Annotated in this window: 36 protein-coding genes; 26 read left to right on the top strand and 10 right to left on the bottom strand. The window is 57.5% G+C overall.

Going from position 1 to position 26,986, the window contains the following annotated elements; all coding sequences use genetic code 11:
- The 8 genes from AC2VLR_RS07605 to AC2VLR_RS07570 are packed head-to-tail and all read left to right on the top strand — an operon-like array spanning position 1 to position 6,614.
- Complete coding sequence (locus AC2VLR_RS07605; RefSeq protein WP_486881583.1) at positions 1-1,122, top strand: carbon-phosphorus lyase complex subunit; 1,122 nt, start codon at positions 1-3, stop codon at positions 1,120-1,122.
- Entirely contained in the window at positions 1,112-1,933 is an 822-nt protein-coding gene (locus AC2VLR_RS07600; protein ID WP_486881582.1) for an alpha-D-ribose 1-methylphosphonate 5-phosphate C-P-lyase PhnJ, read from the top strand. Before AC2VLR_RS07605 ends, AC2VLR_RS07600 begins: the two co-directional genes overlap by 11 nt.
- Positions 1,927-2,760: an ATP-binding cassette domain-containing protein gene (locus AC2VLR_RS07595; protein ID WP_486881581.1), complete on the top strand. Its 834-nt coding sequence runs from the start codon at positions 1,927-1,929 to the stop codon at positions 2,758-2,760. Before AC2VLR_RS07600 ends, AC2VLR_RS07595 begins: the two co-directional genes overlap by 7 nt.
- Positions 2,757-3,473 (top strand): phosphonate C-P lyase system protein PhnL, encoded by a 717-nt coding sequence (gene phnL, locus AC2VLR_RS07590; RefSeq protein WP_486881580.1) that lies wholly within the window; start codon positions 2,757-2,759, stop codon positions 3,471-3,473. Before AC2VLR_RS07595 ends, phnL begins: the two co-directional genes overlap by 4 nt.
- On the top strand, positions 3,451-4,608 hold the full coding sequence (locus AC2VLR_RS07585; protein ID WP_486881579.1) for an alpha-D-ribose 1-methylphosphonate 5-triphosphate diphosphatase: 1,158 nt from the start codon (positions 3,451-3,453) through the stop codon (positions 4,606-4,608). The genes phnL and AC2VLR_RS07585 overlap by 23 nt, the downstream gene beginning before the upstream one ends.
- Before the next feature lie 4 nt (positions 4,609-4,612).
- Entirely contained in the window at positions 4,613-5,326 is a 714-nt protein-coding gene (locus tag AC2VLR_RS07580) for a DUF1045 domain-containing protein (RefSeq protein ID WP_486881578.1), read from the top strand.
- Positions 5,323-5,865, top strand: a complete 543-nt coding sequence (locus tag AC2VLR_RS07575; protein ID WP_486881577.1) for a PhnN protein — start codon at positions 5,323-5,325, stop codon at positions 5,863-5,865. Before AC2VLR_RS07580 ends, AC2VLR_RS07575 begins: the two co-directional genes overlap by 4 nt.
- Positions 5,862-6,614 carry a GntR family transcriptional regulator gene (locus tag AC2VLR_RS07570; protein ID WP_486881576.1) on the top strand — a complete coding sequence of 251 codons (753 nt, stop codon included), beginning with the start codon at positions 5,862-5,864 and terminating at the stop codon, positions 6,612-6,614. Before AC2VLR_RS07575 ends, AC2VLR_RS07570 begins: the two co-directional genes overlap by 4 nt.
- On the opposite strand, the gene AC2VLR_RS07565 is transcribed toward AC2VLR_RS07570, so the two are convergent.
- Together AC2VLR_RS07565 and AC2VLR_RS07560 are read right to left on the bottom strand one after the other, a co-directional pair.
- On the bottom strand, positions 6,562-7,500 hold the full coding sequence (locus tag AC2VLR_RS07565; protein WP_486881575.1) for a YihY/virulence factor BrkB family protein: 939 nt from the start codon (positions 7,498-7,500) through the stop codon (positions 6,562-6,564). The genes AC2VLR_RS07570 and AC2VLR_RS07565 overlap by 53 nt on opposite strands.
- Positions 7,497-8,276, bottom strand: coding sequence for an HdaA/DnaA family protein (locus AC2VLR_RS07560; RefSeq protein WP_486881574.1), 780 nt, complete (start codon positions 8,274-8,276; stop codon positions 7,497-7,499). The genes AC2VLR_RS07565 and AC2VLR_RS07560 overlap by 4 nt, the downstream gene beginning before the upstream one ends.
- A gap of 314 nt (positions 8,277-8,590) precedes the next feature.
- On the opposite strand from AC2VLR_RS07560, the gene AC2VLR_RS07555 reads away from it, so the two are divergent.
- The 3 genes from AC2VLR_RS07555 to purN all read left to right on the top strand — a co-directional run bounded on the left by AC2VLR_RS07555 (position 8,591) and on the right by purN (position 11,044).
- Entirely contained in the window at positions 8,591-9,208 is a 618-nt protein-coding gene (locus AC2VLR_RS07555) for a superoxide dismutase (protein WP_486881573.1), read from the top strand.
- A 140-nt stretch (positions 9,209-9,348) separates the two neighbouring features.
- Positions 9,349-10,386 (top strand): phosphoribosylformylglycinamidine cyclo-ligase, encoded by a 1,038-nt coding sequence (purM, locus tag AC2VLR_RS07550; protein ID WP_486881572.1) that lies wholly within the window; start codon positions 9,349-9,351, stop codon positions 10,384-10,386.
- Positions 10,379-11,044 carry a phosphoribosylglycinamide formyltransferase gene (gene purN, locus AC2VLR_RS07545; protein ID WP_486881571.1) on the top strand — a complete coding sequence of 222 codons (666 nt, stop codon included), beginning with the start codon at positions 10,379-10,381 and terminating at the stop codon, positions 11,042-11,044. The genes purM and purN overlap by 8 nt, the downstream gene beginning before the upstream one ends.
- A gap of 6 nt (positions 11,045-11,050) precedes the next feature.
- On the opposite strand, the gene AC2VLR_RS07540 is transcribed toward purN, so the two are convergent.
- Together AC2VLR_RS07540 and AC2VLR_RS07535 are read right to left on the bottom strand one after the other, a co-directional pair.
- Complete coding sequence (locus tag AC2VLR_RS07540; protein WP_486881570.1) at positions 11,051-11,530, bottom strand: tetratricopeptide repeat protein; 480 nt, start codon at positions 11,528-11,530, stop codon at positions 11,051-11,053.
- A gap of 426 nt (positions 11,531-11,956) precedes the next feature.
- Entirely contained in the window at positions 11,957-12,277 is a 321-nt protein-coding gene (locus tag AC2VLR_RS07535) for a toxin-antitoxin system TumE family protein (protein ID WP_486881569.1), read from the bottom strand.
- A 133-nt stretch (positions 12,278-12,410) separates the two neighbouring features.
- Here AC2VLR_RS07535 and AC2VLR_RS07530 point away from each other — a divergent pair, with 133 nt between their 5' ends.
- Together AC2VLR_RS07530 and AC2VLR_RS07525 are read left to right on the top strand one after the other, a co-directional pair.
- Positions 12,411-12,695, top strand: coding sequence for a hypothetical protein (locus AC2VLR_RS07530; protein WP_486881568.1), 285 nt, complete (start codon positions 12,411-12,413; stop codon positions 12,693-12,695).
- Positions 12,696-12,697: 2 nt separating this feature from the next.
- Positions 12,698-13,030 carry a type II toxin-antitoxin system PemK/MazF family toxin gene (locus AC2VLR_RS07525; RefSeq protein WP_486881567.1) on the top strand — a complete coding sequence of 111 codons (333 nt, stop codon included), beginning with the start codon at positions 12,698-12,700 and terminating at the stop codon, positions 13,028-13,030.
- Between the two features lie 114 nt (positions 13,031-13,144).
- Here the strand turns inward: AC2VLR_RS07525 and AC2VLR_RS07520 are convergent, their stop codons facing one another.
- Positions 13,145-13,399, bottom strand: a complete 255-nt coding sequence (locus AC2VLR_RS07520) for a type II toxin-antitoxin system Phd/YefM family antitoxin (protein ID WP_486881566.1) — start codon at positions 13,397-13,399, stop codon at positions 13,145-13,147.
- 173 nt (positions 13,400-13,572) lie between these two features.
- Between AC2VLR_RS07520 and AC2VLR_RS07515 the strand changes: the two genes are divergently transcribed.
- The 3 genes from AC2VLR_RS07515 to AC2VLR_RS07505 all read left to right on the top strand — a co-directional run bounded on the left by AC2VLR_RS07515 (position 13,573) and on the right by AC2VLR_RS07505 (position 14,644).
- Positions 13,573-13,794, top strand: a complete 222-nt coding sequence (locus AC2VLR_RS07515; RefSeq protein WP_486881565.1) for a toxin-antitoxin system HicB family antitoxin — start codon at positions 13,573-13,575, stop codon at positions 13,792-13,794.
- A 190-nt stretch (positions 13,795-13,984) separates the two neighbouring features.
- On the top strand, positions 13,985-14,224 hold the full coding sequence (locus tag AC2VLR_RS07510; protein WP_486881564.1) for a ribbon-helix-helix domain-containing protein: 240 nt from the start codon (positions 13,985-13,987) through the stop codon (positions 14,222-14,224).
- Between the two features lie 114 nt (positions 14,225-14,338).
- On the top strand, positions 14,339-14,644 hold the full coding sequence (locus AC2VLR_RS07505; RefSeq protein WP_486881563.1) for a PIN domain-containing protein: 306 nt from the start codon (positions 14,339-14,341) through the stop codon (positions 14,642-14,644).
- Positions 14,645-14,744: 100 nt separating this feature from the next.
- On the opposite strand, the gene AC2VLR_RS07500 is transcribed toward AC2VLR_RS07505, so the two are convergent.
- The 4 genes from AC2VLR_RS07500 to AC2VLR_RS07485 all read right to left on the bottom strand — a co-directional run bounded on the left by AC2VLR_RS07500 (position 14,745) and on the right by AC2VLR_RS07485 (position 16,303).
- On the bottom strand, positions 14,745-15,242 hold the full coding sequence (locus tag AC2VLR_RS07500) for a GNAT family N-acetyltransferase (RefSeq protein ID WP_486881562.1): 498 nt from the start codon (positions 15,240-15,242) through the stop codon (positions 14,745-14,747).
- Positions 15,239-15,523 carry a type II toxin-antitoxin system TacA family antitoxin gene (locus tag AC2VLR_RS07495; protein WP_486881561.1) on the bottom strand — a complete coding sequence of 95 codons (285 nt, stop codon included), beginning with the start codon at positions 15,521-15,523 and terminating at the stop codon, positions 15,239-15,241. The genes AC2VLR_RS07500 and AC2VLR_RS07495 overlap by 4 nt, the downstream gene beginning before the upstream one ends.
- A 176-nt stretch (positions 15,524-15,699) precedes the next feature.
- Positions 15,700-15,990 (bottom strand): NadS family protein, encoded by a 291-nt coding sequence (nadS, locus tag AC2VLR_RS07490; protein WP_486881560.1) that lies wholly within the window; start codon positions 15,988-15,990, stop codon positions 15,700-15,702.
- A 1-nt stretch (position 15,991) separates the two neighbouring features.
- The gene (locus AC2VLR_RS07485; protein ID WP_486881559.1) at positions 15,992-16,303 is read right to left on the bottom strand and encodes a type II toxin-antitoxin system RelE/ParE family toxin; all 312 of its coding nucleotides are present in this window, start codon (positions 16,301-16,303) and stop codon (positions 15,992-15,994) included.
- Between the two features lie 157 nt (positions 16,304-16,460).
- On the opposite strand from AC2VLR_RS07485, the gene AC2VLR_RS07480 reads away from it, so the two are divergent.
- From AC2VLR_RS07480 to AC2VLR_RS07440, 9 genes are all read left to right on the top strand, one after another.
- A complete protein-coding gene (locus AC2VLR_RS07480; RefSeq protein WP_486881558.1) occupies positions 16,461-16,685 on the top strand; it encodes a DUF433 domain-containing protein in 225 nt (74 codons plus the stop codon).
- Positions 16,669-17,013, top strand: coding sequence for a hypothetical protein (locus AC2VLR_RS07475; RefSeq protein ID WP_486881557.1), 345 nt, complete (start codon positions 16,669-16,671; stop codon positions 17,011-17,013). The genes AC2VLR_RS07480 and AC2VLR_RS07475 overlap by 17 nt, the downstream gene beginning before the upstream one ends.
- Positions 17,014-17,017: 4 nt before the next feature.
- Complete coding sequence (locus AC2VLR_RS07470; protein ID WP_486881556.1) at positions 17,018-17,155, top strand: hypothetical protein; 138 nt, start codon at positions 17,018-17,020, stop codon at positions 17,153-17,155.
- Positions 17,156-17,950: 795 nt separating this feature from the next.
- Entirely contained in the window at positions 17,951-18,445 is a 495-nt protein-coding gene (locus AC2VLR_RS07465; protein WP_486881555.1) for a prepilin-type N-terminal cleavage/methylation domain-containing protein, read from the top strand.
- A gap of 175 nt (positions 18,446-18,620) precedes the next feature.
- Positions 18,621-19,079, top strand: coding sequence for a prepilin-type cleavage/methylation domain-containing protein (locus AC2VLR_RS07460; protein ID WP_486881601.1), 459 nt, complete (start codon positions 18,621-18,623; stop codon positions 19,077-19,079).
- Positions 19,080-19,096: 17 nt separating this feature from the next.
- Entirely contained in the window at positions 19,097-19,357 is a 261-nt protein-coding gene (locus tag AC2VLR_RS07455) for a hypothetical protein (protein ID WP_486881554.1), read from the top strand.
- A gap of 78 nt (positions 19,358-19,435) precedes the next feature.
- Positions 19,436-21,031 carry a sensor domain-containing diguanylate cyclase gene (locus tag AC2VLR_RS07450; protein WP_486881553.1) on the top strand — a complete coding sequence of 532 codons (1,596 nt, stop codon included), beginning with the start codon at positions 19,436-19,438 and terminating at the stop codon, positions 21,029-21,031.
- Positions 21,021-22,112: an HD domain-containing phosphohydrolase gene (locus tag AC2VLR_RS07445; RefSeq protein WP_486881552.1), complete on the top strand. Its 1,092-nt coding sequence runs from the start codon at positions 21,021-21,023 to the stop codon at positions 22,110-22,112. The genes AC2VLR_RS07450 and AC2VLR_RS07445 overlap by 11 nt, the downstream gene beginning before the upstream one ends.
- Positions 22,088-24,604, top strand: a complete 2,517-nt coding sequence (locus tag AC2VLR_RS07440) for an ATP-binding protein (protein ID WP_486881551.1) — start codon at positions 22,088-22,090, stop codon at positions 24,602-24,604. The genes AC2VLR_RS07445 and AC2VLR_RS07440 overlap by 25 nt, the downstream gene beginning before the upstream one ends.
- A gap of 17 nt (positions 24,605-24,621) precedes the next feature.
- Here AC2VLR_RS07440 and AC2VLR_RS07435 read toward each other — a convergent pair whose 3' ends face one another.
- Positions 24,622-25,497 carry a crotonase/enoyl-CoA hydratase family protein gene (locus AC2VLR_RS07435; protein WP_486881550.1) on the bottom strand — a complete coding sequence of 292 codons (876 nt, stop codon included), beginning with the start codon at positions 25,495-25,497 and terminating at the stop codon, positions 24,622-24,624.
- Positions 25,498-25,650: 153 nt separating this feature from the next.
- Between AC2VLR_RS07435 and AC2VLR_RS07430 the strand changes: the two genes are divergently transcribed.
- Positions 25,651-26,904 carry a type II secretion system F family protein gene (locus tag AC2VLR_RS07430; protein ID WP_486881549.1) on the top strand — a complete coding sequence of 418 codons (1,254 nt, stop codon included), beginning with the start codon at positions 25,651-25,653 and terminating at the stop codon, positions 26,902-26,904.
- Positions 26,905-26,986 lie beyond the last annotated feature (82 nt).

Here is a 26,986-nt window from a genome sequence, read left to right as displayed (position 1 = left end):
ATGTCTTATGTGGCCGTAAAAGGCGGTGCCCGGGCCATTGGCGCTGCGCATCAACTTATCGCAGAGACGCTTTATCCCAAAAATAACGCTTCCGATACGCCCGTAGATCAGCTTCCACTGCAACTGGACCAGCAATTGCGTCTGGGCATTGATCGCATCATGGCGGAAGCCTCTCTCTATGATCGCGACATTGCCGCCCGGGCATTGTTACAGGCTCAGGGGGATAGTATCGAAGCGGTGTTCATCGTCCGCGCATACCGGGCCACCCTCAGCCGTTTTCTCGATGCCGAGCCCCTCAAGCTGTCGGAGAGCCAGCCCCAACGCCATATTTCTGCCGCCTTCAAAGATGTTCCCGGCGGCCAGCAGTTAGGGGCTACTTATGATTACTCCCATCGCCTGCTCGGCTATTTCCAGCATCTGCCCGCGCCGCAAAGCGCTGCCGAGCCATTCGTCAAGTCCGAAGATGATGCAGCAGAAACCAGGCATTCCGGGGTCATGCAACTCCTTGAACAGGAAGGTTTCATCGAAACCAGCACCGCCGCACCGACAGAAGAAAACCGCGACATCACCCAGACTCCTCCCGGCTTTCCCGCCAGCCGTGCGCAGCGCCTGCAAACCCTGGCGCGTGCCGACGAAGGCTTTCTGCTGGGCATGGCCTATTCCACCCAACGCGGTTACGGGCAGAATCATCCCTTTATTGCTGAACTTCGTCAGGGTAGCGTGAATGTGGAAATCACCCCTCCGGAACTCGGTTTCACTATCTGCATTGGCCAAATAAGCATGACCGAATGCCTGATGATCAATCAGTTCCACGGCGACACACCGGAACAAGCCACCTTTACCCGGGGCTACGGACTGGTCTTCGGACATAATGAACGCAAGGCCATTGCCATGGCGCTGCTGGATCGGGCCTTGCGCGCCCCGGAATTAGGAGAAAAAGTCCAAGCACCGGCCCAGGATGAAGAATTTGTGCTCAGTCATTGTGACAATGTCGAAGCCACCGGTTTTGTGGAGCATCTCAAGCTTCCTCATCATGTGGATTTTCAGAGTGAAATAGCCACCCTGCGGGCGCTGCGCGCGCATCCGAAAAATACCCCGACGGAGCATTCCGATGGACTATAATTTTGCCTACCTCGATGAACAGAGCAAGCGCGCCATTCGTCGCAGCCTGCTCAAGGCTGTCGCCATTCCCGGTCATCAGATTCCTTTTGCCAGCCGGGAAATGCCCCTGCCCTATGGCTGGGGAACCGGTGGCATCCAGCTCACTGCCGCCATTATCGGCAAAGACGATGTGCTCAAGGTCATCGACCAGGGGGCAGACGACACCACCAATGCGGTATCCATCCGCCAGTTTTTTGCGCGCGTGGCGGGAGTGGCCAGCACGACCAAAACGCGCCTGGCCAGCATCATCCAGACCCGCCACCGGATTCCCGAAACAGCCCTGCAAGGGGGGCAGATCATGGTCTATCAGGTACCCATGCCCGAGCCACTGTTCAAACTGGAACCGCGCCGTACCGAAACCCGGATGTTACATGCCCTGGGGGATTACAGCCTGATGTATTTGCAGCTTTACGACCATATTACCCGCTACGGGCGAGTCGCCATCGGCTATGACTATCCGGTCATGGTGCATGATCGTTACCTGATGTCACCCTCCCCCATCCCCGCCTTCGATGTCCCGAAAATGCACATGAGCCCCGCCTTGCAGTTATTTGGCGCGGGGCGGGAAAAACGTCTTTATGCAGTCCCTCCCTACACCCGGGTCGTGCCGCTGGCTTTTGACGATTACCCCTTTGCGCCGGTGCAGGCCCAGGCAGCCTGCGCCATTTGCGGGTCCAGCAGTTCCTACAAGGATGAAATCATTCTCGACGATAAAGGGACCAGGCAATACATCTGCTCTGATACGGACTATTGCGAGCAACGCGCATGCTGACTTCTTCCAGCCCTGCAACCACTCCAGTCCCCGCACCCGCCGCTGCGTCAACTTCAGCTCCCGGCCCCGTTCTGGTGGCGCAAAATCTGCATTTTCACTTCGGCAGCCAGATGGTCCTGCGCGATGTTTCCCTGGAAGTCTTCCCCGGTGAAGTCCTCGCCATTGTCGGCGAGAGCGGCTCCGGAAAATCCACGTTGCTCAACCTCCTCTACGGCAACCTGCAACCCTGCCAAGGCAGCGTACACGCCATCGGCAACGCCGGGCTCCAGCCCTTGGCAAGCCTCAGCCAGCAGACACTCCGCCAGCTTCAGCGCAGCCGTTGGGGATATGTCTGCCAGAACCCCCGCGATGCCCTGCGCATGGCCATCAGCGCCGGCGGTAACATCATCGAAAGGCCCATGGCCATGGGCCTGCGGCATTATGCCACCCTGCGCCAGGAAGCCCGGCACTGGCTGGAAAAAGTGGAAATCGACACGGCTCGTCTCGATGATTTACCCGAGACTTTTTCCGGAGGAATGCTGCAACGCCTGCAGATCGCCCGCACCCTCATCAGTCAACCCGCCCTGCTCTATCTGGATGAACCGACCAGCGGCCTGGATGTGTCGGTGCAGGCCGCCCTGCTCGATCTGCTGCGCAAACTGGTCAGCAACGAGCAGATGGCGGTGCTGCTGGTCACCCACGATCTGGCCGTGGCCCGCCTCCTCGCTCAGCGCATTGCCGTCATGCGCCGGGGCGAAATCATCGAAGCAGGGCTGGCCGACCAGGTGCTGGATGACCCCCGGCATCCCTACGCCCAATTGCTGGTCAGCTCGGTACTCCCGGCATGAATATTCTCGAAGTCGAAAATCTCGGCAAAAAATTCGTCCTGCACCTGCGTGGCGGCTGGCATTTACCGGTTTTGCAGGGGGTCACATTCACTGTGGCTGCGGGGGAATGTGTGGCTATAACCGGCGCTTCGGGCAGCGGTAAATCCTCCCTGTTACGTACCCTCTACGGCAATTATCGCAGTGACAGTGGCACGGCACGGCTGCGCACCGGGCAGGGCATGGTCGATATTCTCCAAAGTTCCCCCCAACAAATCCTCGCCCTGCGTCGCCATGTCATGGCTTACGCCAGCCAGTTTCTGCGGGTCATTCCCCGGGTATCCACCCTGGAAATCGTTGCCCAGCCTCTGATGGAGCAAGGCCTGGACCAGCAGATGGCCGGGGAGCGTGCCGCAGCCATGCTCAGCGCCCTGAATCTGCCTCGCCATCTGCATTCATTGCCCCCCGCCACCTTCTCGGGAGGAGAACAGCAACGGGTCAATCTGGCCCGCGCTTTTGTCGGCCAGCACCCTCTGGTGATGCTGGATGAACCGACCGCCTCACTGGATGGTGACAATGCCGCTGTGGTACAAAAACTGATCATGGAGGCCAAGCACTCCGGGCGGGCAGTACTGGGCGTTTTTCATGACCCGGCCATGGTCCGGCAGGTCGCCGACCGGCAATATTTCATCCCATCCCTATCGGAGCTTTCCCATGAAAACATTGGCCTTCAGTAATTTTCGCATGGTGCTGGCAGATCGGATTGTCCACGGTGCCCTCGAACTGGACGAGAATGGCACCATTGTCGCTCTGGATGAAGACCCCCGCCCCCGCCCCGGCAGCGAAGATGGGCAAGGCGACTGGTTACTGCCAGGATTGGTGGATGTTCATACCGATAACCTCGAACGTCAGGTACAACCGCGCAGCAACGTCCGCTGGCCGTCCCGCTCGGCCTTTCTGGCCCATGACAGCCAGTGCGCGGCGGCAGGCATCACCACCGTCGCCGATGCACTCTGTGTCGGCGACGCCGGTTTTGAAAGCCAGCGTATTCAGACCCTCCGCGATGCCATTGTCGATCTCACCTTTCTGGAAAAACAGGGTCTGCTGCGTTCCGACCATGTGCTGCATCTGCGCTGTGAACTGCCCACCCCCAACATGCAGGCATTATTTGAAACCGCCATGGCCCAAGCGCCGGTCCACATGATCAGCCTTATGGACCATACCCCCGGCGTTGGTCAACACGCCAATCTCGACAAATTCCGGGAAAGCCGGCGCGGCGATGGCTACAGCGAAGCCGAACTGGAGCAGATGATTCAGGAATCCCAGCAACGCCGCGAAACCTATAGTGAAAAAAACCGCCATTACCTCCTGCACACCCTGCAGGAAATGGCCACCAGGCAGGGCATACATTTGCAGATCGCCAGTCACGATGACCGTACTGCCGAAGAAATTCAGCGCAATGCGAAAGAAGGTATTCGCATCGCCGAATTTCCGGTGAGCATGGAAGCCGCTCAGGAAGCCGGCCGACTCGGCATGGCCACGGTAGCCGGTGCGCCCAACGTGGTGCGCGGTGGTTCCCATTCCGGCAATGTCGCGGTGAAAGATCTGGTCGCGGCTGGACTGGTGCAGGTGCTGGCTTCGGACTATGTGCCCCATGCCCTGCTGGAGGCCGCCTTTGCCCTGACCCGCATGGGCCTGACCGATCTGCCCGGCGCGCTGCGCATGGTCAGCCTCGCTCCGGCGCAAATGCTCGGTCTGGAAGATCGCGGCGCCATCGCCGTCGGCTTGCGCGGTGATCTGCTCCGGGTCGGCAGCGCTGCCGATCTCCCCCACTTGCGCGCCGTCTGGAAAGCCGGCGAAAGGATCGCCTGAAGCCATGCGCGTCGCCGTTTATTACTTGCCGGAAGCCGACGACCCCCTCTGGCAGGCGGGCTGTCGCTGGCTGGGCTGGAATCCCGAAACCACTCTGCCTTGTCTCCGCCCTGCCGTGGCTGGCCTTGCCGAAGCCTCGCGGCGCGCCAGCCGTTACGGTTTTCATGCCACCATCAAGGCCCCCATGCCCCTGCAGGGCGACCTGGACAGTCTGGTCCAGGCTCTGAGCAGGGAGCTGGCTGCGTTTCCCGCTTTTACCCTGCCGCCGCTGCAATACACCCAGGACGAAGGCTTTGTCGCCCTGCGCCTCAGTCAGGCCTCACCGGAACTGGCCCGACTCGCAGACACCTGTGTACGCAGCCTCGAACCCTGGCGGCGTCCCTACACTGCGGACGAACTCGCCGCCAGAAGCCGGAAACTGCAGCATGACCGCCAGCACCAATATCTGGAGCAATGGGGTTATCCTTATGTGTTTGAGGAGTTCATCTTTCACATGACCCTCAGTGACCAACAATCCGACAGTCGCCTGCTGGAAGCAGCCCAAAGCTATTTCGGCGATCTGCCGGCGCAGCCACGCCTGGTCCGCAGCTTGGCCGTCCTCTGTGAAAGCCACCCCGATGCCCCTTTTACCCTCCTCCAGCGCGTACCTCTCGCATCAGGGCTCGCGCCCGGGCTCGCATCAGAGCTCGCGCCCGGGCTCGCATCAGGCCCCGAATGAAACTGGTCCTCATCGCCGGTCCTTCCGGAGCCGGTAAAGACTCGGTGATTCGTGGCGCAGCGGCGCTGCTGAAAGACGACTCCCGCTTTTATTTTGCCCGGAGAATGGTCACCCGCGACTATCCCCAGCCGGGAGAAATCCCCGTTTCCACAGAAACTTTCGAGCAGCTCACGGCCTCTGGTCATTTTGCCAAAACCTGGCAGGCCCACCAGTTGTCCTACGGATTACCCCGCGAAGAAATGCAGCCCGGACATCCCGCTGTGCAGATCCTCATCGCCAATGTATCTCGCACGGTGCTCCATGAGCTACTTGCCGAATATGGGGGACATGTTTTATATATCACTGCTTCTTCCACGGAAATCCGTCGCCGCCTTGAAAAACGCCACCGCGAAAGCCCCGCATCCATCCAGGAAAGAATCGAGCGCAGCGTGTCCTTGCCGGAACACCTGCCCATGACCAGCATCCATAATGATGGGCCGCTGGAAGAAGCGATCAAGCAATGTGTGCAAAGCTTGCAGAGCCTACTGGAAGTCAGATGATACATCCCCAAAAAGGGCACTTTGTCCCCGGCATCACCATCTGGAAACAAATCGTCGATGATCTCCAGGCGCGCATCGATTCCGGTGAGCTCGTCGTCCATCAAAAGCTGCCCGGCGAAGCGGACCTGGCCGAAGCCTACGGCGTCAACCGCCATACCATGCGCCGCGCCCTGCAGGAACTCGCGGCCCTGGGTAAAGTGCGTATTCAGCATGGGCGCGGCACTTTTGTCGCCAACAATGTGTTTGACTACGAACTGGTAGAACGTCCGCGTTTTTCCGAATGGGTCAAAAAATATAACAAACCGGGGCACAACCAGATTCTCGAAGCGGAAATTCTCCCTCTGGCCGATCTGCCGGAGTTGCCGCGCATTCAGCAGTATGGCGTTTTTCCCGAATATCCCCGGGTAGCCATGGTCAAAACCCTGGGGCTGGTAGGAGAAGAACCCATCTCCATCGCCAGACACCTGTTTTTTGGCGAGGCACTCCTGGCGCTGGTGGAAGATTTGCGGGCCGGGAGGGGCATCACCGAATCCCTGCGCCTCCATGGCGTGTACGATTACACCCGGATGCGCTCCACCATTTCTGCGGCTTCAGCCTCTGCCCAGGATCGTCAGCTCCTGAAACTCGACAAGGGCGAAACGGTTTTTATCTGTGAAAACGTCAACATTGATAGTGACGGGGTGGGCATTGAATTTTCTACGGTGATTTATCCGTCGGCACGGGTGCGGCTGGTGTACGAGCCGGGTTAGCCTGATCTTCCCGGGCATACACCCCCGCCTCCGCCATTTCCGCGCCGAACAAAATGCTGGCCCAGGCCACATACAGCCAGAGCAAAAATACCGGGAATGCCCCCAGTGCGCCGTACACCGTTTCAAAAGTCGAAAAGCGCAGATAAGCCGACAACCCGAACTTGTCCAGCTCAAACAGCAGCGCCACGGTAATGCCCCCCAGCAACGCATCCCGCCAGCGCGGCGATGCAGCGGGCAGGATTTTGTAGAGCAAGAGCATCATCACGGTCACCACCAAAAAAGTCAGCAGATGACTAAAAAACGGCGGCAGTACCGGAATATCTCCCAGAAAGCGCAACAGCGGCTGGAGTGGACCCAGCAGAGGCAGAAGCAGCGCCACGCTCAACGGCGCCACTACCAGCATGGCCAGATAACGTAAAATCCGGCACCACCAGCAATGGGGCTGCACCCCCCAGATGGCATTGAGATGACGCTCCACGGCGTGCAACAGAAACACGGCAGTGAGCGACAGGCCCAACACGCCCAAGAGCCCCAGTTGTGCGCCCCTGGCGGCGAGCAGATTGACTTCATGCAAAATGGTATAGCCCGTCTGCGGCACAAAACTGCGCAATATCAGCCGGTCCACCTGGGCGCGATGAATGACGCTGAAACCCACCAGGTTCCACATACTGAACACCAGCACTGCCAGAGGAATCAGACCAAACAAAGTGGTGTAGGAGAGCAGACCAGCGCGATCGATGCAGTCATCCTTCCAGAAGCCATGCCAGGCCCGATAAACCCGAAAAAACAAACGCAGCAGCAGTCCCGCCCGAGGCGCAGGCCGGGGGCGTGGCCCATCTCCTTTTTGCTTGAAACATTGTTGGCCCGGCTTCTGCTCAGGGGTCACGCACCGGCCTCCGTCTCCAGACATTGACGGACAAAAGGAATGGTCAATTGCCTTTGCTGCGCCCAACTGAGGGCGTCCAGTTTTTCCAGCAAAATATCCAGAGCGCCCATGTCCCGGGTCTGGTGGCGCAACACGTATCGCGCCACTTCCTCATCCATGCGCAGCCCCCGGCGCAGAGCCATCGCCTGCAAAATCCGCAGGCGCTCGCCATCGTCCGGCAAGCGCAGGGGCATCTGCAGACAGGCTGTTACCCGGCTGGCCCAATCGGGCAAAATCCAGGGCAGTTGCCGGGGCGACTCCCGCCCCGCCAGCAACAACGGGCGCCCGTGCTGCAAACGCGCATTATACAGCGCATACAAAAATTGCTCGTAATCCTGCCCGCCCGCCCAGGTATCCACATTATCCAGACAAAGCAGGGGCGCATTGACCAGGCTGACAAAAGCATCAGGCAACAAGAGCGCCCCCAGACCATCTCCCAACCCAACCCCCGCTGCATTACCCCGCTCATCCCCGCGCCCCAGCTCGGCACAGTCCAGATAAGGCACCCACCCCGTACCCGCCTGTGCCGCGCCCTGCAGCAGATGGCTTTTACCCACCCCCGCCGGTCCATGCAGATACAGGCCAAAAACCGGTGAAGGCTGCTGCAGCAGACTGCGCACCGCATCCAGCGCCGCCCCATTGGCCGCGCCATGAAACGCATCCAGAGTACACGCCGTCTTCAAGCCCAAGGGCAGCAGCAGTTGACCCGGTGAATCCATCAGCAAAGCGGCACCCATTGACCGGACAAAAACCCTGCGCCGTCTCTGAAATGGCCGTCAGCGACGCATGATCCGCCATCGTCATCGGGCAGGCAACACGGCCATGCCATCATGGGCAAGCCATCAAGGAACACGAAAGTGCAGGATTCACGCTTCAGCATGGGCAAGAAGCTAGGCAAGGGGCCAGGACCTGTCAAGCATATTCTGATGCTCTATGATGCCCCGAAAACATCAGCCACTGCATCAGACGACCATCAGGTCGTTTGCAGCGCCCCCTGCCACTGACTACAATCTAAGAGATTCCTTTCATCCGACAAGCAGGAGAGTAAGCAATGTCTGAATACACAGTACGTGAAGAATTGAAGCCCAGTGGCCTGGACGGTATTTCCGACGCACAGATCAACGATCACTGGGGCTTGTACACCGGCTATGTCAACCAGAGCAACGCCCTGCATAAAGAACTGGAAGAAATGCGGGCTGCCGGCAAAACCGCCTCCCTGACCTATGCCGACCGGCGCCGGCGTTTCGGCTTCGAATATAACGGCATGGTGCTGCACGAATACTACTTTGCCCAGATGAAACCCGGCGTCAGCATGGATCAGGCTCCCGGTTTCAAGGCTGCGGTTACCGAACAGTTCGGTAGCGCCGAAGCCTGGCACGAAGACCTCATGGCCGCCGCCAAAAGCCGGGGCATTGGCTGGGCCATCGCCTACTACGACGGCACCACCGGGCAGATCAACAACCATTTCATTCAGTTTCATGAAAATGGAAATGTCGGAGGTTTCGCACCGCTGGTGATCGTAGATGTCTGGGAGCACGCCTACATGGTGGACTGGAAAGCCCTGGGCCGTGGCGACTATCTGGCTGCCCTGCACAAAAACATGAACTGGAGCATTGTGGAAGCCCGCTTCCAGGCTGCCAAAAGCGGTCAGATTTTCAAGCGCTTCTAATCGGCTTCTGCAACACCCCCGACGCAGTCAACGGCTGCGTCACCCTTGGTTTTCTATCAAGAGCGGCCCTGCCGCTCTTTTCTTTTGACAGCCGCCAGATGCCCCCCTAACATGACCGGAAATCAACGGAGGAAGATGCTGTGGACAGCCCAAAACCACTGAGTTATCGCAGTGCAGGAGTCAACATCGACGCAGGAAATGCGCTGGTGGACCGGATCAAACCCCTGGCCCGTAGCACCCAGCGTCCCGGCGTACTCGGCGGCCTCGGCGGCTTTGGCGGTCTGTTTGAATTACCCGGCGGCTACCGCGAGCCGGTCCTGGTATCCGGCACCGACGGGGTCGGCACCAAACTCCTGCTCGCCCTCGAAGCCAAGCAGCATGACGGCATCGGCATTGACCTGGTCGCCATGTGCGTCAACGACATTCTTGTCTCCGGTGCCGAACCTCTGTGGTTTCTGGACTACTACGCCTGTGGGCAACTGGACACCCAGGTCGCCGAAACTGTCATCGCGGGCATTGCCGAAGGCTGTCGGCAGGCGGGCTGCGCTTTGCTTGGTGGCGAAACCGCCGAAATGCCCGGCATGTACCCCGGCGGCCATTACGATCTGGCCGGCTTTGCCGTCGGCATTGTCGAAAAAAGCGAAATCCTCAGCAGCGCCGCCTGTCAGGAAGGCGACGCCCTCATCGGCATCGCCTCCTCGGGTGCCCACAGCAACGGCTACTCCCTCATTCGTGAAATACTGGTGCGCAGCGGCGCCCACGCCCACATCCAGCTTCAGGGTGAAGCCCTGGTGGACCTGCTCCTGCGGCCCACCCGCATTTATGTCCGCGCCATACAGAATCTGCGTCAAGTCGTCCCCGTCCACGCCCTCGCCCACATCACCGGCGGTGGCCTCACCGAAAACCTGCCCCGCTCCCTGCCCACCCACCTCAGCGCCCACATCGATCCGAAAAGCTGGCCCATTCCCGCCCTGTTCGGATGGTTACAGGAACAAGGGCAAGTCACAATGGAAGAAATGCGGCGGGTATTTAACCTCGGCATCGGCATGGTCGCCATGGTCCCCTGGGAATCCCGGCAGAGCGCCCTGGAGTCCCTGGAGGCCAGCGGCGAGCAGGGCTTCATCATCGGCCAGCTGGCCTCCAGACAGGAGGATGCCGGAGTCGTATATCTTGACTAGAAAACTGGTCCTGCTCATTTCCGGGCGCGGCAGCAATTTGCAGAGCATCCTCCGCGCCTGTCAGAGCGGGCAAATAGTCGATACCGAAATAGTTTGCGTCATCAGCAATCGCGCCGAGGCTCCCGGGCTGGCCCTGGCGAAGCAGGCAGGCATTCCTACTGAGATCATCGCCCACCGCAACTATGCCAGCCGCGAAGATTTTGATGCGGCCCTGCGCCAGAGCATCGACGCCCATGCCCCGGACCTGGTGGTACTGGCCGGTTTCATGCGCCAGTTGACGGCCCCTTTTGTGACGCATTATCTGGGCCGCCTGGTCAATATCCACCCGTCCCTGCTGCCCGCTTTTCCCGGTTTGCACACCCATACCCGCGCCCTGGAACAGGGCGTGTGCTGGCACGGTGCCACGGTCCATTACGTCACCCCAGAACTGGACGCCGGACCCATCATTGTCCAGGCCGCCGTCCCCGTCTTCCCCGATGATGACCCCGCCCGCCTGGCCGCCCGCGTCCTGGATGCCGAACACCAGATTTATCCCCAGGCGCTGGCGGCCATCCTCAGCGGGCGCTGCCGCTTGGAATCAGGTCGGGTACGCTGGTCAGCCCCTTTCCCCGCCCCGGCAAACACCGTCATTCATCCGCAACTGGAAAGCGTCAGCTGATACGGTTTACAAAACAAAGCCCAGCGCCTGCAGCTTGACCTTGGCCACTGGATGCCCTAGAGAAGCGGCCTTGCTCAACCACTGCAGCCCCTCGGCGGGGTCTTCGGCAACGCCCTGACCGTTCAGATAGCAGACAGACAACCACTCCATGGCATCCACCTGACCTTTTTTGGCCGCTAGATGAAACCATTCCGTCGCGATTTTGTGCTCCTGCCCGGCAAAAAACTCCAGCCCCACCTGCAGCATGGCATCCAGCTCCCCGGCATTGGCCAGCATGATGGCCTCTATGCGCTCAGGGGTCAGGGCAATGGGAATGCGGGTGGAAAGATCCTCCAGCGACACCAGCGAACGGTCGCGCTCGATACCGGGTCGGCGCCGCTCTACGGCCACGTTCTCCACGCCCCCGTCGGCCACCCAATGCTGTACGGTGCGCATGGCCTTGCCCGTCAACAGAGCCGCTGTCTGGGTACTGATCAGATGCCGCATAAGCCCTTATCCATTTTTCTGAAAACGTGTAACCAGTATAGCAAAACTACCCATTCCCTCGACCGCGCGTTTCTCAGTTTGCTGTGCTACTCGAACAGCTCGGAGTGCGTCCCGCTGTTGGCGATCAGCCGTATCGTGGCCTCTTATGGACCGAACCAAGGATCGCGCCGCATACGCGCATGAATGTATGGGACTGTGTGACAGCCCAAGCTGCTCACGCACCGCACACTTATGATAAAAAATCACCAAGGCCGCATTCACATCTTGGCGCAAGTCCATAAAAAGACTATATTCAGTCTCACTCAAGAGACTGGAGCACGGCCATGCGCTATTCATCACAAGTCAAACTGCTGGGCGCCTGACCCGTTACCCGAAAATCAAGGCCATTTTGCCCGCACATCGCGTCGGCACGATGATCAACCACATTCAGCGCGCCATCCCCCTTAATGCCGCCCATATCCCCCTTAAGGCTATCCAATCGGCTTCAAAACATGCTTCAATGTCTTCAAAGCTCACAAAATCTATCGGGTGCATATCCCCGAAATAATGGCGATGATGGTAGCCATGCTGATTGTCATATCCCACTACCCGACCATTATCTAACGCGCAGATCTCATGGTTGATATAGGCCAGGTTGTATCGTGTCACTTCGCCTTTTTCATCAATCCATACATCTCGGCGCAGCTTCCCGTTTCCGCTCTTCTTGGCGATATGATGCACCTCATCAATCAGCTTCTTGTCAGGCATGACCTAATATATCCCTTCTGTGAATAAAAAAGCCACCCCCAAAGTACAATGCGACTGGCCCGCAGAGAATTGGATCCACCAGACGCGATGGGTTACACTATGTAAGACATAATCGTCTTACATGGAGAACGCCATGCCTGGTATGATCACATCCAAGAGTGATACGGTAACATTCCGTATTGATCATGGCCTTAAAGCCGAATTGGTCAACGTAGCCGGACAGCGCCACCAGTCTCTGGGCGAATTGCTGCGTGAATTAGCCCGCGACCGCGTAGCAGCGGAGCACCGACTGGATTTTGAAGCAGAAGCGCGCCGCCAATCGTTGGAAGCGGCCTCAGCCGCCAGCAATCCAAACAGCGACGAGCATACCGTCATGCAAGAACTGGAATCTGACCTTGAAGCGTTTATGGACGAATGATAGTGAAGCGCGGCGATATCATCACAATCGCTTTGCAAGGTGACTATGGCAAGCCCCGTCCGGCATTGGTCATGCAAGATGATGCTTTTGCCGCTCTGGCATCGTTATCCGTGCTGCGCCTGACCAGCGAGTTACACGATTGGCCGCTGTTTCGGATCACGGTCGAACCCGACGCAGCCAACGGCCTGCAAAAAACATCCCAAGTAATGGTCGACAAACCCGCCGCCGTACCGAAATCGAAGATCGGTCAGAGAATCGGCAACATCGATGACGCAAGCATGCAGGCCGTCAGTGTGGCCTTTGCCCGTTTTCATGGTTTGAATCAGGACCAATGATGTGGCGGAACTCCCTGTTTTCCGTGCTTTCCGACCATGCCATCACGTTCGTATCGGCCTTACCAAGCCGCACCTTGCGCAGTTCGGACACGACGTTGGTATCGAGAACAAACATCACGATAAATCAGCCGGTCGAGTTTCGATGTCCACACGTGGCGGATCGAGCTCAATGTCGGCAATACCCGGCATAGTCAGCGCATCGGCAATGTTACGCCGCTGCTTTGTGAGCCGCTGATAGTCCTCAAAACGCATAAGCACATGGGCCAGCTTGCCTCGATCTGTGATGAAAACAGGCCCATTGTTTGCGGCCCGTTTTGCCTCGCTGGCCCCTTGGTTGAACTCGCGGCTGGATATGGTGGTAATGGTCATGGCAGCACCCTCGTATGCTGGATTGATGTAGAAATGTTACTACGTTCGCCTCGTTATTGACACGAATGTTTTTGTTGCCGCCATGCGATCAGAAGGGGTGCCTCTCAGGCTGCCTTAAGGCATGCACTGACCGGAGGATTTCCATCTACTTCGGAGTGCCTGGAGGTCTTCAAATGAGCACATTGACAATTCGGATACCGGACGACAAAGCGGAAAGAATCAGAGCCCTGGCCCGTATGAAGGGCGTCAGCGTGAACAAACTTTTTGACGAGTGGTCGGCGCAAATGCTCACCGAAATGGATATCGAACGCCGTTTCCAGATACTGGCCGCGCAGGGAGATACCCAGGCGGCATTGCACATCCTGGAAAAACTCGATGCCGTAGCGGCAGGATAGTACCACAACCCGGCTAAAGCGATTTTTTACTGCGGGATCTTCACAGTCTCACCTTGTGAACGTTGGCGGTCATGCAAGGCGGTATGCCCAGGCGAGCGCTGGCTTTAGTGCCCATTGTAACGGCCCATTGCCAGCGCAGATGATGAGGCGTATACACCTACGTACACAAACACAGGTTTCGGAGGGCATCATGAATACCGTGCGCTGGAATATCGCCGTATCGCCGGAGGTGGATCAGTCCGTACGCATGTTCATCGCCGCACAAGGTGGCGGCCGCAAGGGCGACCTGTCGCGCTTCATCGAGGAGGCGGTGCGCGCCTACCTGTTTGAGCGGGCTGTCGAGCAAGCCAAGGCCGCAACGGCCGGTATGGGCGAGGCCGAACTGAACGATCTCATCGACGAGGCGGTGCAGTGGGCGCGTGAGCATTGATGCGGGTCGTTCTCGACACCAATGTGCTGCTCGCCGCGCTGATTGCATCGCACAGCCCCCCCCGACATCCTCTATCGCGCCTGGCTTGCGGCACGATTTGACCTGGTAACAGGGGTGGCACAGCTCGACGAACTGCGCCGCGTGAGCCGTTACCCGAAAATCAAGGCCATTTTGCCCGCACATCGCGTCGGCACGATGATCAACCACATTCAGCGCGCCATCGTGCTGAACACCCTTCCTCCGTTACCGGACGGCGTCGCTGCCGAAGATCCGAACGACACCTTCCTGTTGGCAATGTCACTGGCCGGCGAAGCCGATTACCTGGTGACCGGCGACCGTCGCGCCGGACTACTGCAACGTGGCAGCATCGGCCGCACGCGCATCGTCACACCGGCCACCTTCTGCGCCGAGGCGCTTTGACGCCCTATACCGGTCCACAGCTTGTCCACCACGCAAGTCGGCAATACCCGGATGGAATAGCGGACAAAAAAAGATGACAAATGGCCTGGAACGGCGAGTTTCACGAACGCCGGGCGGTTGCCAGTGGCAAGAACAGGGTCAGCGGCGAGTCTGGCAAGGCCATGAAGCCGTGATGCCGGTAGAAAACCGCTGCCGCTTCGTCCTTGGCGTCCACCATCAGCGCGAAGGCGGCAATCTCCGAACGGGCGGCCCGGTCAAGCGCATCAGCCAGCAGTGCCCCGCCAAGACCTTGCCCCTTGAATGCCTGATCGACCGCCAAACGGCCCATACGAACGGTGGGCACGGTCGGATAGCGCGGCAGCTTTTTGCCCGTGCTGGCCGGGAGATCGGCCAGCAGCAGGCTTGCCGATGCCAAGGTGTAGTAGCCCGCGATGCGCTGCCCGTCTGCTAATGCCACGAAACAGGCGGCCACGCGGCGGCGTATATCCTGGGTGGCTTGCTCTTGCAGGTAGCGATTCAGTGGTTCGGAATCGCAATTGAACCCGGCGCGATCATGAGCAGCATCGAGCGGTGCGAGCCGGAACGGTGCGCCACTCATTCAGCGCGCAAGATTTTGCTGCGACGGGCAAAGGCACGCTCCAGGGCCGGGGCCGGTTGCGGCGGCGACAGCAACGCTTGTGCAAAGCATTCCTGATCGGCCAGCGAGAGCCGGACCACTTCGGCCTGCTCGATGGCGCGTTGCGCGGCATCCTGCACTGCAGATACCACGAAATCGGTCATGGTGCGCCCCTGAAGTTCGGCGGCACGCTTGAGCATCGCATGCAGATCGGTGCTGATTCGGGCTTCGAGACGGGCGGTAGAAACGGTAGATGCAGCCATGGTGTTGTCCTCCTGGTGCAATGATACGGCAGATTGCCGTACAGCTCAAGGCGGTTCTAGCTTAATGTAGCGTGGTTCGTCATATTCTCATCGGGCATCTTCCCCACCTACATAGGCCCCGCCACCTGTCGGATGCATCCACAAAATCAATCCCGTGCTTTTCAAGGTTGGTTTTATCAGGCGTGTAGGATTTTGAGCGCCACATCCGGCGCAGTACGCACAATCTTGAGCAAGGCGGCCGCAGGGCCGGTCGGATTGCGGCGATGCTGCTCCCAGTTTTGCAGGGTCTTGATGCTGACCTGCATCAACCGGGCAAACTCACTTTGTGACAGCCCAAGCTGCTCACGCACCGCCTTGGCGTCCGGCGTTGTTACCGTGATCCGGCGCGAGGCGGGCGCTTCCTTGCGAGCAATAGCCTTGGCTTCTTTCAGGCTTTGCACCAAGTCATCAAATAATGCTTGTTCCATTTTATAACTCCTTCACAAATTCGCGTAGCAAGGCGGTTTCCCGGTCGGTCAGATTATCCTTCTTCGCCTTCGGATATATCAGCAGCATGTAAATCTGCCCATCGTCCCGGAGCCAGTAGTAGATCACCCGAACCCCGCCGCTCTTGCCGCGCCCGGGCAGCGCGTAACGCATCTTACGGATTCCACCGCCACCCTTGAGTATGTCGCCCCGTTCCGGGTTCTCCACCAAGACATTCTGAAGGTCTGCGTACTCGTCATCCGACAGCAGACCGGAAAGTAGGCGGGTGAATGTCGGGGTTTCAATAAATTCCATGCTTCTCATTATATACGCCAATGGCGTATTTGCACAACGACTCTGACACCGGGGGCCATGACAAATCCATGGTGTGTGATTCAGCTTATTGCACTAAAAACAAGGCATCTATAGCATGAGGGCATAGCATTTCTATCTCAGCGATCAGGAGCATCGTATGACAAGCACCGAGATTGTCACAAAAAACCCCGAAATTCTTGGAGGCACGCCTGTGTTTATCGGGACCAGAGTGCCGGTTGGCACATTGCTGGACTACATCGAATCCGGATCTACTTTGCAGAATTTTCTGGAGGACTTCCCTGCAGTCACTCACGATCAGGCTGTCGGACTTCTAGAAGTGTTACGTTCGGAAATTATGAGTGGCAATGAAGCTGCTGCTTGACGAGTGTATTCCCAAATCCATGAAAAGAGCACTGCTGCCGCTGAATTCCTTCACCGTTTACGAGATGGGTTGGAGCGGCACGAAAGACAAAGACCTTCTTGCTTTGGCAAAAGCGCATAAACCAGAAACTATCGCCACCATGGCAGAACCCATAAAATTGGCTGTCACTGAATCCTCAGCAACCGTCACATTTTTGCGCATCCCGACTTTCAGCGAATTCCCGCTTTGTGAAAAAGCGTGTTATGTGATTCATGATGCACGGCGTCCTCATGTCTCACGGCATCGACGCCATCAGCGTGCCCGCTGCCAAGGCGCAGGAGTTCAATGAAAAAATGCTGCGCTTCTATCTCTCGAAGGACGCCACGGAAATGATGGATTTCCTCGCCGGCTGCCACCCGGATGCAGAAGCCATTCTCCCTCGCCCCGAGGCAGATCGAAGCCACGACAGCGGAATGGAGCCGTCATCATGAACGGGATCAAATCGACCCAGCGCGGTGGCGGCGCATCCAGTATGTGGCAAAGAACTACGGCGCGGACATTTCAACACTCATCCGTATGATCGAGAACGGGGAGCTATGAACCCGTTGCAATCACGGAAATACACATGGCCCATTTCCTGTTCAGGACAACTCCAGGCGGCGCTCGATACGTTCCAGTCGCTCGGTGATGCGGTCATATCGGGCGTGCTGGTCGGAAATATCGGCATAGTTCCCAGCCATGGTACGTTCCAGGCTGGTCGGCCGTGATTTAATCTCACGGATATCTTCGCGCACGGAAGATTGATCGGCACGAATGGCCCGCAGATGTTCCAGTAGATGTTACAGTATTGGATTCTCGATGTTTTCTATCATGTTGCATGTCCCTGGACACTGCTTTCAAGCATAAATGGATTTGGCGGCTATGGCTACCGGAATTTCCACCGGGGTGAGCGCTGTTTTGCCCGGTGGGAATGGCGCGGTAAAAAGGGCGACATTTTCCGCGCGAAACGGGCATGGCGCCGTAAATAACGCGCCATTTTCGGCCCGGCGCGGCTTTGGCGCCGTAAAACAGGCGCAACGAGCTGGATGGCAGGCTTAATAACGGCTGGCAAGGGGCTGGAGAAACCTGGGAAACGCCGTGTTAAGTATGTGTAATCATCATAGTAACAATGCGTTACCGCATAATAAGCACGATCACCTGAAAAACTGGCACGAATCATGCTCTATAAATCGCGTACGGCGCTACCCGCGCTGTCCGAACAAGTTTAACTCACAAGGAGCCTACTCATGAGCATGAAAGTACAGCAAGCCAAGCGCGCGGCAGAAGCCGGTTTCACCCTCATCGAACTGATGATCGTCATTGCCATCATCGGCATTCTGGCGGCCATCGCTATTCCGCAGTATGAGCAGTATATCGTTACTTCTAAGGCCACAACGATTTCTCAAGATTTCCATCAGGCAGTGACCGAGGCTGCAGCAGCAGTTGCTGCAGCACAAGCTGGTCAAACAACAGTAGCACCCTTATTCAGTAACATGCCAAATGGTGCGAGTATAACTTGGGGCACAGGTGGCGCGACTAATAACACCGACTACACACCTACTGATCTGACCGGCACTACCACTAGTGTCTTATCCGTTGTCCTAAAGTTTGGTAGTGGTAGCGTTGCCGCAGCAACGGCCAGCGCACTGTCAGCAGCAGGCATTACTAACTGCGGTACAGCAACAACCTCTTGCACTGCCGCTATCGATGGAAACGGTACCTTGACATATACCGGCAGTTAGAAACTTGCACCCCCTCGGGGGGTGCCCCTTTCGGACAGTGCTCTGTAACCCCAGAACCCTTTCGGAAAGGTCCCCAAACATGCAAAAACAACTACCGGGCCACCAGACCGACCAAGGGCTGGTTCCAGCCCCGCAGGCAGCCCCATATTCAAGGGGATTCACCCTGATCGAGCTCATGATCGTCATTGCCATCATCGGCATTCTGGCGGCCATTGCCATCCCCCAATATTTTGCCTACATCGAAACCGCCAAGGCGCAAACGGTGGCAGGCAATCTGAAGATGGCGGTGGATGCGGTGACCAATGCCTTTGCCGCCAGTAATAACGACGTCAATACCAACATCTACAGTACCCTCAATGGCCAATCTGCCCACGACGTAGCGGACCCGGTGTATGGCACGGGCACCCCGGCTTTTGTGACCGGCGCCAGCGCTTCAGCCTGCGGACAAGTGGCCATCAGTGCCAGCACCATCAGCCAGTCGGCCCCCCAGCAAGTATTTGTGATGGTCAAGACCACGGGTTGCAGTGGCAATCTCGGTACTGTCATCAGCCGGGCCTGCAGTGCTGCTGGTTTTCCTTCCGCTGCCACGGGTAGCGGTGTCCTCATCACCCAAAACGGGAAAGTAACGCCCTAACGTATAGGAGAACGACCATGAACGAAAACGAACGTAGTGAGTTTCTGCAAAACGAACGTAGTGAGTTTCTGCAAAACGAACGGCAGGAACGCATCCAGTCCCTCCAGAAGCTCCGCCACCACCTGCTGCACCGCCGCGAAGAACGGGGGGCGCCGGTGGCGAGTATCGACATGGAACTGAACGTAGTGCGCAGCGAACTGCAGGCCATCTATGCTCTGCGCCGCAGTCAGGGCCAGGCTGCCGCCAACAGCCCGCAGCACGTGGTCCGGCACGCCTGAAGGCGCAGCGGGCGGGCGGCGAGGCAGCATCGTGCGGGTTGCCGACCCGGCCCGCCAGTGCCCTGCCCGCGCTGAATCATGTCTCGTGATCCGCAAAGTCCCCGTCCTCCCCGCTCCCCCTGGCGGCGGCTATGGTCACGTCTGGAGAGCGGTAAAGCCGACCCCCACTCCCGCCTCGGGCAGTATCTGGCCTTGCGCAAGGCCGTCACCGAAATCATGGCCCACACCCGGGAGGAACACCTCCTGCTGGAGTCTCTCTGCAGCCTGGCGGTAGAGTGTACCCCCGTCAAGCTGGCCTGGGTCTGCCGGGTAGAGGCGGACGGCAGTCTCCGCACCCTGGCGGATGCGGGTGACACCGCCTATCTCGACAGCTTTGTGGAAAGACGGACGGGGCTTCCGGTCGATCATGGCCCGTTGATCAAAGTCTGGCAGGAACAGGTTCCGCTATTCAACGAACCTTTTCAGGAAGAGCCCCTGCGGGCGGCCTGGCAGAATAACCTCCGGCCTTTTCAATTGCGCTCCATGGCGGTGCTGCCCATGCATCGCGATCATCACCCCTGGGCCTTGCTGGTGCTCTATGAGCGGGACAGGCAGGCTTTTCCCCGGGACTGCCAGCTGGTGCTGGAAAGCATCGTCCGTGAAGTCAGCGAGGCCTTGGAAGACTGGGTGGACATTCTCCGCGAACGGGTGGCCCGCGAGCATCAGTTGTTACTGGGGACCGCCCTGCAATCCGGCGAAGACGGGGTGGTGCTCACCGATGCCGAACGGCGGATTTTGTATGTGAATGCCAGCTTTACCCGGATGACCGGCTATACCCTGGCGGAAATCAGCCATTACGGGCTGCATCATCTGCAAGGGCCGCGCACCGATCCGCGCACTCTGGCGGACATTGACGGGGCGCTCTGCGGTCAGGGGTTTTTCAATGGCCGCCTGCTCAATTACCGTCGCGATGGCCAGACTTTCTGGAACCATCTCAGCATTATCCCCATTTATCAGCGCAGCGGCGAAATCAGCCATTATGTGGGGATTCAGCGCGATGTGACCCAGGAATGGCTGGCGCGGGAACAACTGGAATACGAAGCCAGCCACGACCGCCTGACCGGTTTGGGTAATCGCCGCGCGCTGATGGATCAGGTGGCGGTCACTCTGCCCCGGGTGCAGCGCCATGCCGGATCGCTGGCCATTTGCATCATCGATCTCGACCATTTCAAACCCATCAATGACTTGTATGGCCATGAAGCGGGGGACCATGTGTTGCGGGTCATTGGCCGCCGCCTGCACAGCACCTTGCGGCGCAGTGATTATGTGGCCCGCCTGGGGGGCGACGAATTTGTGCTGCTCATCGAGGGCTTCCACAGTCTGGAAGAACTGGAAATGCTCCTTATCAAAATCGAGCTGGCGGTCAATGAACCCATCCATCTGCAAAGCGGCAAGGTGGTGGGGGTGCGCTTGAGTATGGGGGTGTGTTTGTATTCCCCCGATTTTTCCAGTGATTTTGACACCCTGCTGCGTTATGCGGACCAGGCCCTATACCGCGCCAAGGCCAATAAACGCCAGCGCAGTCGTTACTGGGAGCTGTTTACCGTGGAAGATCGTCCTGCTGACGCCGGAAAAGCCCGAGATCCAGAGATCACCCGAACATCGCCATTGGGGAGTGATGAAGATGAAAATTGATCGGTACAACGCATCAGATGCATCCCTGCAGACCCGCGTCCTCATCGTCGATGACCAGTCTACCGGACGCAAGATTCTTGAAAAAATCATCCGGGATGTCTCTCCCCATTTGCGGGTGGACTGCTTTGCAGACCCCCGGGAAGCCATCGACAGTATCCAGCAATACATTCCCGACCTGATTCTGGTGGATTATAAAATGCCCGCCATGGATGGCCTGGAGTTTACCCACAAGGTGCGCAGCACGCCGGGTTGCCAGGATGTGCCCCTGGTGATTGTTACAGTGATACAGGACATGGCCGTGCGCTATCAGGCGCTGGAAGCGGGCGCGACGGACTTTTTGACCCGCCCTCTGGATGCGGTGGAGTGTCAGGCCCGCTGTCGCAACCTGCTGCATTTGCGGACCCAGCAAAAACTGCTGAGGGACCGTTCCTACTGGCTGGAAAATCAGGTAGCCATGGCCACCGCCGAAATTCGCCAGCGCGAGCAGGAAACCTTGTCCCTGCTGGCCCGGGTTGCCGAGTACCGCGACAACGAAACCAGCTGTCATATCATGCGCATGGGTAAATATGCGCGGATTATTGCCGAAGGATTACAGCTTCCCGCCGAGGAATGTGCGCGCATAGAATTGGCGGCTCCCTTGCATGACATCGGCAAAATCGGTATTCCCGATGCCATTCTGTTGAAACCCGGCAAGCTGACAGCGGCTGAATTTGACATCATGAAAACCCATGCTCAGATCGGCCAGAATATCCTGGCCGACAGTCATTCCCCCTATATCCAATTGGGGGCGCAAATCGCCGGTGGACATCATGAAAAATATGATGGCAGTGGTTATCCCCACGGCTTGCAGGGGGAGGCAATTCCACTGGTTGCGCGCATTGTCGCCATTGCCGATGTATTTGATGCGCTGGCTTCGGAACGACCTTATAAGCGCGCCTGGAGTCAGGAGGCCATACAGCAGTATTTTCACGAACAAACGGGCCGCCATTTTGACCCCCGCTGTATGCAGGCATTTTTTGCGCAATATGATCAGATTCTGCACTTTCAGAGGATGCTATGCGCGCCCCACGCCCCGGACTGAATCCCGGTAACGAGCAGGAGCAGGCCAGTATCCGTCTGCTGATGGGGGTGGTGTTGTATGCCTATATTTATACCTATCCGTATGGCACCTGGTTCAATCATGCGGATGGCATGCATATACTGAATCAGGCGGCTCTGGGCTTTTTTGCCTCCGCCTTGCTGATTATTGCGAGCTTCCGGATCTGGCCTCAACCTTCCCCTCTGCGCCGCATGCTCGGCATGTGCCTGGATGTGGGGATTGCCACGTATTTGATTCTAGAAAGCGCAGGCATTGCCGGATTGCCCCTGCTGGGGATTTATCCCTGGGTGATTATTGGCAATGGCTTTCGCTTTGGAACCCGTTACGCCGTCGCCGCCACGGGTATCAGCCTGATTGGTATTCTGGTCATTCTCGATCCCCGGCATCTCTGGACCGGCAACAGTCATGCGCTGGTCGCCACCCTGATTATTTTCGGGGTTTTGTTTTTGTATATGAGCAAGCTCATTTCCCGCCTGAATCAGGCCATTGAAGAGGCCCGCAAGGCGAGTCTCATTAAATCCCAGTTTCTGGCCAAAATGAGCCATGAATTACGCACGCCCTTGAATGGGGTCATGGGTATGAGTGAGTTACTGCAGGAAACTTCCCTTTCCGCAGAACAAGTCGAAATTACCCACTTGATTCAGAATTCTTCCCGGACCTTGCTGGAACTCATCGAGAATATACTGGATATCTCCAAAATCGAAGCGGGAAAAATGCTCTTGCAGCCGGTGGATTTCAGTCTGCGTCAGTTGCTGGATCAATCCTGTTCGGCACTATTGATACTGGCCCGGAAAAAAGGTCTGTATCTGGTTTGGGAGGTGTCCGAGTCCATCCCTGATTTGTTGCGTGCCGACACCCGCCGCGTCCGGCAGGTGCTCTACAATCTCATCGGAAACGCCATCAAATTCACGGAAAAAGGCGGGGTGGAAATACGGGTGCGCCGCTTGCCCGTCACCCATCGCGAGGTTCGGCTGCGTTTTGAGGTGATCGATACGGGTTGCGGGCTCAACGAGGAAGCCCAGGAACATATTTTTGAGGCATTTACCCAATCACCCGATAACCTTAATCAGCATCAGGAGGGGACCGGTTTGGGTACCACCATCGCCAAGGAACTGGTCGAGAAAATGGGCGGGCAGATAGGCGTGGAAAGCATCCTCCATAAAGGTAGTCGCTTCTGGTTTGAACTGCCCTTGCAAGCCGCAGAGCATCCGGAAAAGCTGCAGAGTCCCCTCGCCGGCCGGGATACGCCAATATCGGCTTTAATCATTGCTCCGTCAGCCTCGGGGCGCATTCTTGGGGATACCTTGAAAACCTGGAATATCCCCGCCGCCCATACCGAAAGCGCGCATCGGGCGCTGGAATTGCTGCGCCGGGCCAAAAATCAGGGGCAGCCTTTCAGCCGGGTATTTGTCGATCAGCATCTGATGGATATGGCTCCCGACCAATTGGCGCGTTTAGCCCTGAACCAACAATTGATAGGCCACACTCCCTGGATTCTGGTGCATGACCAGAGCCTGACCTTTGACCGCTATTTTCAGGACCTGGGTTTCAGCGCGTCATTAACGACACCCATCGATAAAAAAACCCTGTTTCATCTGGTCCATAATGTGGATACTGCCGATACCAAAACCAGCAGTAATATTGTCTCACTGCATGACCATTATCAGCAAAGCCAGGGGAAAAAAGGGCTCTCCATCTTGGTGGCGGAAGATAATCTCATCAATCAGAAAGTGGTGCAGGGACTGCTGCGTCAGGCCGGTCATGAGGTGCGCGTGTCCAGTGATAGCGAAGAAACCCTCGATATTCTGGCCGAAAGCAGTTTTCATCTGGACCTGCTGATTCTCGACCGCAACATGCCCGGCAAGGGCGGGCTGGAAGTATTAAAATGCTATCGCATGATGGAAACCGCCCAGCCGGTACCTGTCATCATGCTGACCGCTGATGCCACCCCCGAATCCATGCAGGCCTGCCTGGAAGCGGGGGCCAGCGCCTACCTCACCAAACCCGTCAATGCGCGGCAACTGCTGGATAGCATTGCCTGTCTCTGCCAGACGCAAAATGCCCTGCTGGGCGCGCCAGAAAAAAGCCTCGGCGAAGCGGCACCCCTGGCACCCGGAGCGCTGATAGAGCCGCCGGTGTTACAGGGCATTGTGAATTTGGGAGGCACTGATTTTCTGGCGGAAATCATACAGGATTTTGCCCACGATGGTGCGCAGTTGCTGGAGGCGATGCAAACGGCCATGCAGCAGGAGGACTACCCGGCTTATCAGGATGCCGTCCACGCCCTGAAAGGCAGCAGCCTGCAAATGGGTGCCCGGCAGCTGCTGGAAAACTGCCTGCAAGCCGAGGCCCTCAAACCCTATGCAATGACCGGCCCCGAAATCCAGCAGATCACCACCGCGCTGCGCCGCACTTTTCACAAAACCTGTCAGGCGCTGACCAGCTACCTCGACGGTCAGCGGCAGATACGATGAAGCGCGATAGCGTTCATTCAGACCATCTCTGCATGGCGTGCAGATTGCCTGGACACCAGCCTTTCCATCATGCGCAAATCCTTACTGGAAAGTCGCAAAGCGGCATCTACCCAGATTTCTACCGTCGCATACAGTTCCTCATAACTGATCGGTGCACAGAGGTCTCGCACGCGTCGGATTGCTGCATAACCATTAGCCGCCTGCAAATGTTTTTTGATATAAGCGTAAACCGCCCGCTCCCCTGCTCCGTCTTCAGCCAGAATATCAACAATCCCCATTTCATAAAGTTCTTGAGCCGTGTAAATACGCCCGCTCAAAATCAATTTTTCGGTAGCGGCCATGCCGATCTTACGATGCAAAAGACTATAGGCTCCCATCCCTGGAAAAAGATTAAACAATATTTCGGGCGTACCCATTTTGGCACTGCGCTCGGCAATCAACACATTACTGGAAAGTGCGCTTTCAAAGCCCCCACCCAGAGCGTCGCCCTGCACCAGGGAAATCGTGGTCAATTCTTCATGCAAATGGGTGATATTGGTATGCAGGGCGTCAATACAGGCTACGCCATAGCTGAGCAAACCTGCCCTATCCTGCCGCGCAATGAGTTGCCGAAACAAATGCAAGTCGCCACCCAGGTTGAAAACCCCGGGAACATCAGAAGAAGCCACCAGAAAATGGATCTCACGCCCTTCAGTCATTGTCGTTTCCGCACGAATTTGCGTATAGAAATCCTGGATTTCTTTCAACAGAGTCGGTGTAAAACAGGGCCGTGGGTGGCCTTTCAGGTAATACCACATGGTCTGATAAGTAGCATCATAATACGTGCGCAGCTGTTGATATTGCGGATCGCCTTGAGCAATCCAGTTTGGCAAGGGCTGGGGTATGCTGTTCATTCTCGGCTCCAATTAAGCAAGTTTATGGGCTGGACGGCGCTCTCAATGTGGCGAATTTTTCAGCGCTTAGCAATGCTTTTCAGCCGGGATACTTGCAAAATGGCGGGGATGTTCTAACTGTGTGGAGGTGTTGAGGATGAATCAGGTGACGCAATGGCAACAGCACTAGGCAAAAAGGGCGCGGTGAAAGAGGCGAAGACTTATGACTTCGTCTGGGAGGCCACCCTGCCCGGCGGCAAAGACAAGAAAAAAGGCGAGATGAACGCCGCCAGTGCCAATGTGGTGCGGGTTGCCCTGCGTCGCCAGGGGTTAGTGCCGGTGACCGTGCGCAAAGTGCCGCAACCGCTGTTTGGGGAAAAAGGCATCAAAGAAGCGCAACTAGTAGTCATGGTCCGCCAGCTTTCCACCATGATCAATGCCGGGGTGCCGCTAGTGCAGGCTTTTGAACTGCTGATTACCGCCACCCAAGGTGCGCCCATGAAAAAACTCCTCAAGGGCATTCTCAAGCACCTGAAAGAAGGCGAATCCCTGTCCCAGTCCATGGCCCATTTCCCCAAGTATTTTGACCGCCTGTTTGTGTCGCTGATTGCTGCCGGCGAACAGGGCGGCATTCTCGATACCATCCTGCTGCGTCTGGCGGAGTATCGCGAAAAAACTCTGGCCCTCAACAAAAAGGTCAAGTCCGCCATGTTCTATCCGGCGGCCATCATCACCGTGATGATCGTGGTAGTAGTCATTTTGATGATTTTCGTGATTCCGGTGTTTTCGCAACTGTTCAGCAGCTTCGGTGCCACCCTGCCCCTGCTCACCCAGATTGTCATCAATATTTCCAACTGGATGAAAAGTCACTGGTATATCGTCGTGCTCCTGCCCATTGCGGCGGTCTGGCTATTTATTTTTGCCTACAAGCGCAGCCTGCCTTTCAAGACGGTGATTGACCGCTTTGCCCTGAAAATTCCGGTGCTGGGCGATATTCTGCTGAAGGGGGCCGTGGCCCGTTTCATGCGCACCCTGTCCACCATGCAGGCGGCGGGCGTACCCATTCTCGAAGCCCTGGGGACCCTGTCCAAGGTGTCCGGCAATGTCATCATCGAGCAAAGCGTGCTGCGCTCCCGGGATGACGTCGCCGCCGGTGGGCGCATCAGCACCCGCCTCAAGACCGATGGCGTCTTCCCCATCATGGCCACCCAGATGCTCGCCATCGGCGAAGAAACCGGCGCCATCGAAACCATGTCCGGCAAGGTCGCCGACTTTTACGAGAACGACGTGGAAGAATCCGTCAACCGCCTCAGCACCCTCATGGAACCCATGATCATGGTGGTACTGGGCGTCATCGTCGGCACCCTGGTAGTCGCCATGTACATGCCCATCTTCAAGATGGGCGCGGTGGTGACGCATGGGGGGTGAGGGCTGGATGCTGCCCTGCGCTTCCCGCCAATGGAAGGCGTACCGCCATAGCCTTGAATGCACCCGGTCCACCGGGGCTGTG

The sequence above is a fragment of the Acidithiobacillus sp. TH-A117 genome, from assembly GCF_057473465.1.
This window is presented reverse-complemented; position numbering and strand designations above follow the sequence as displayed.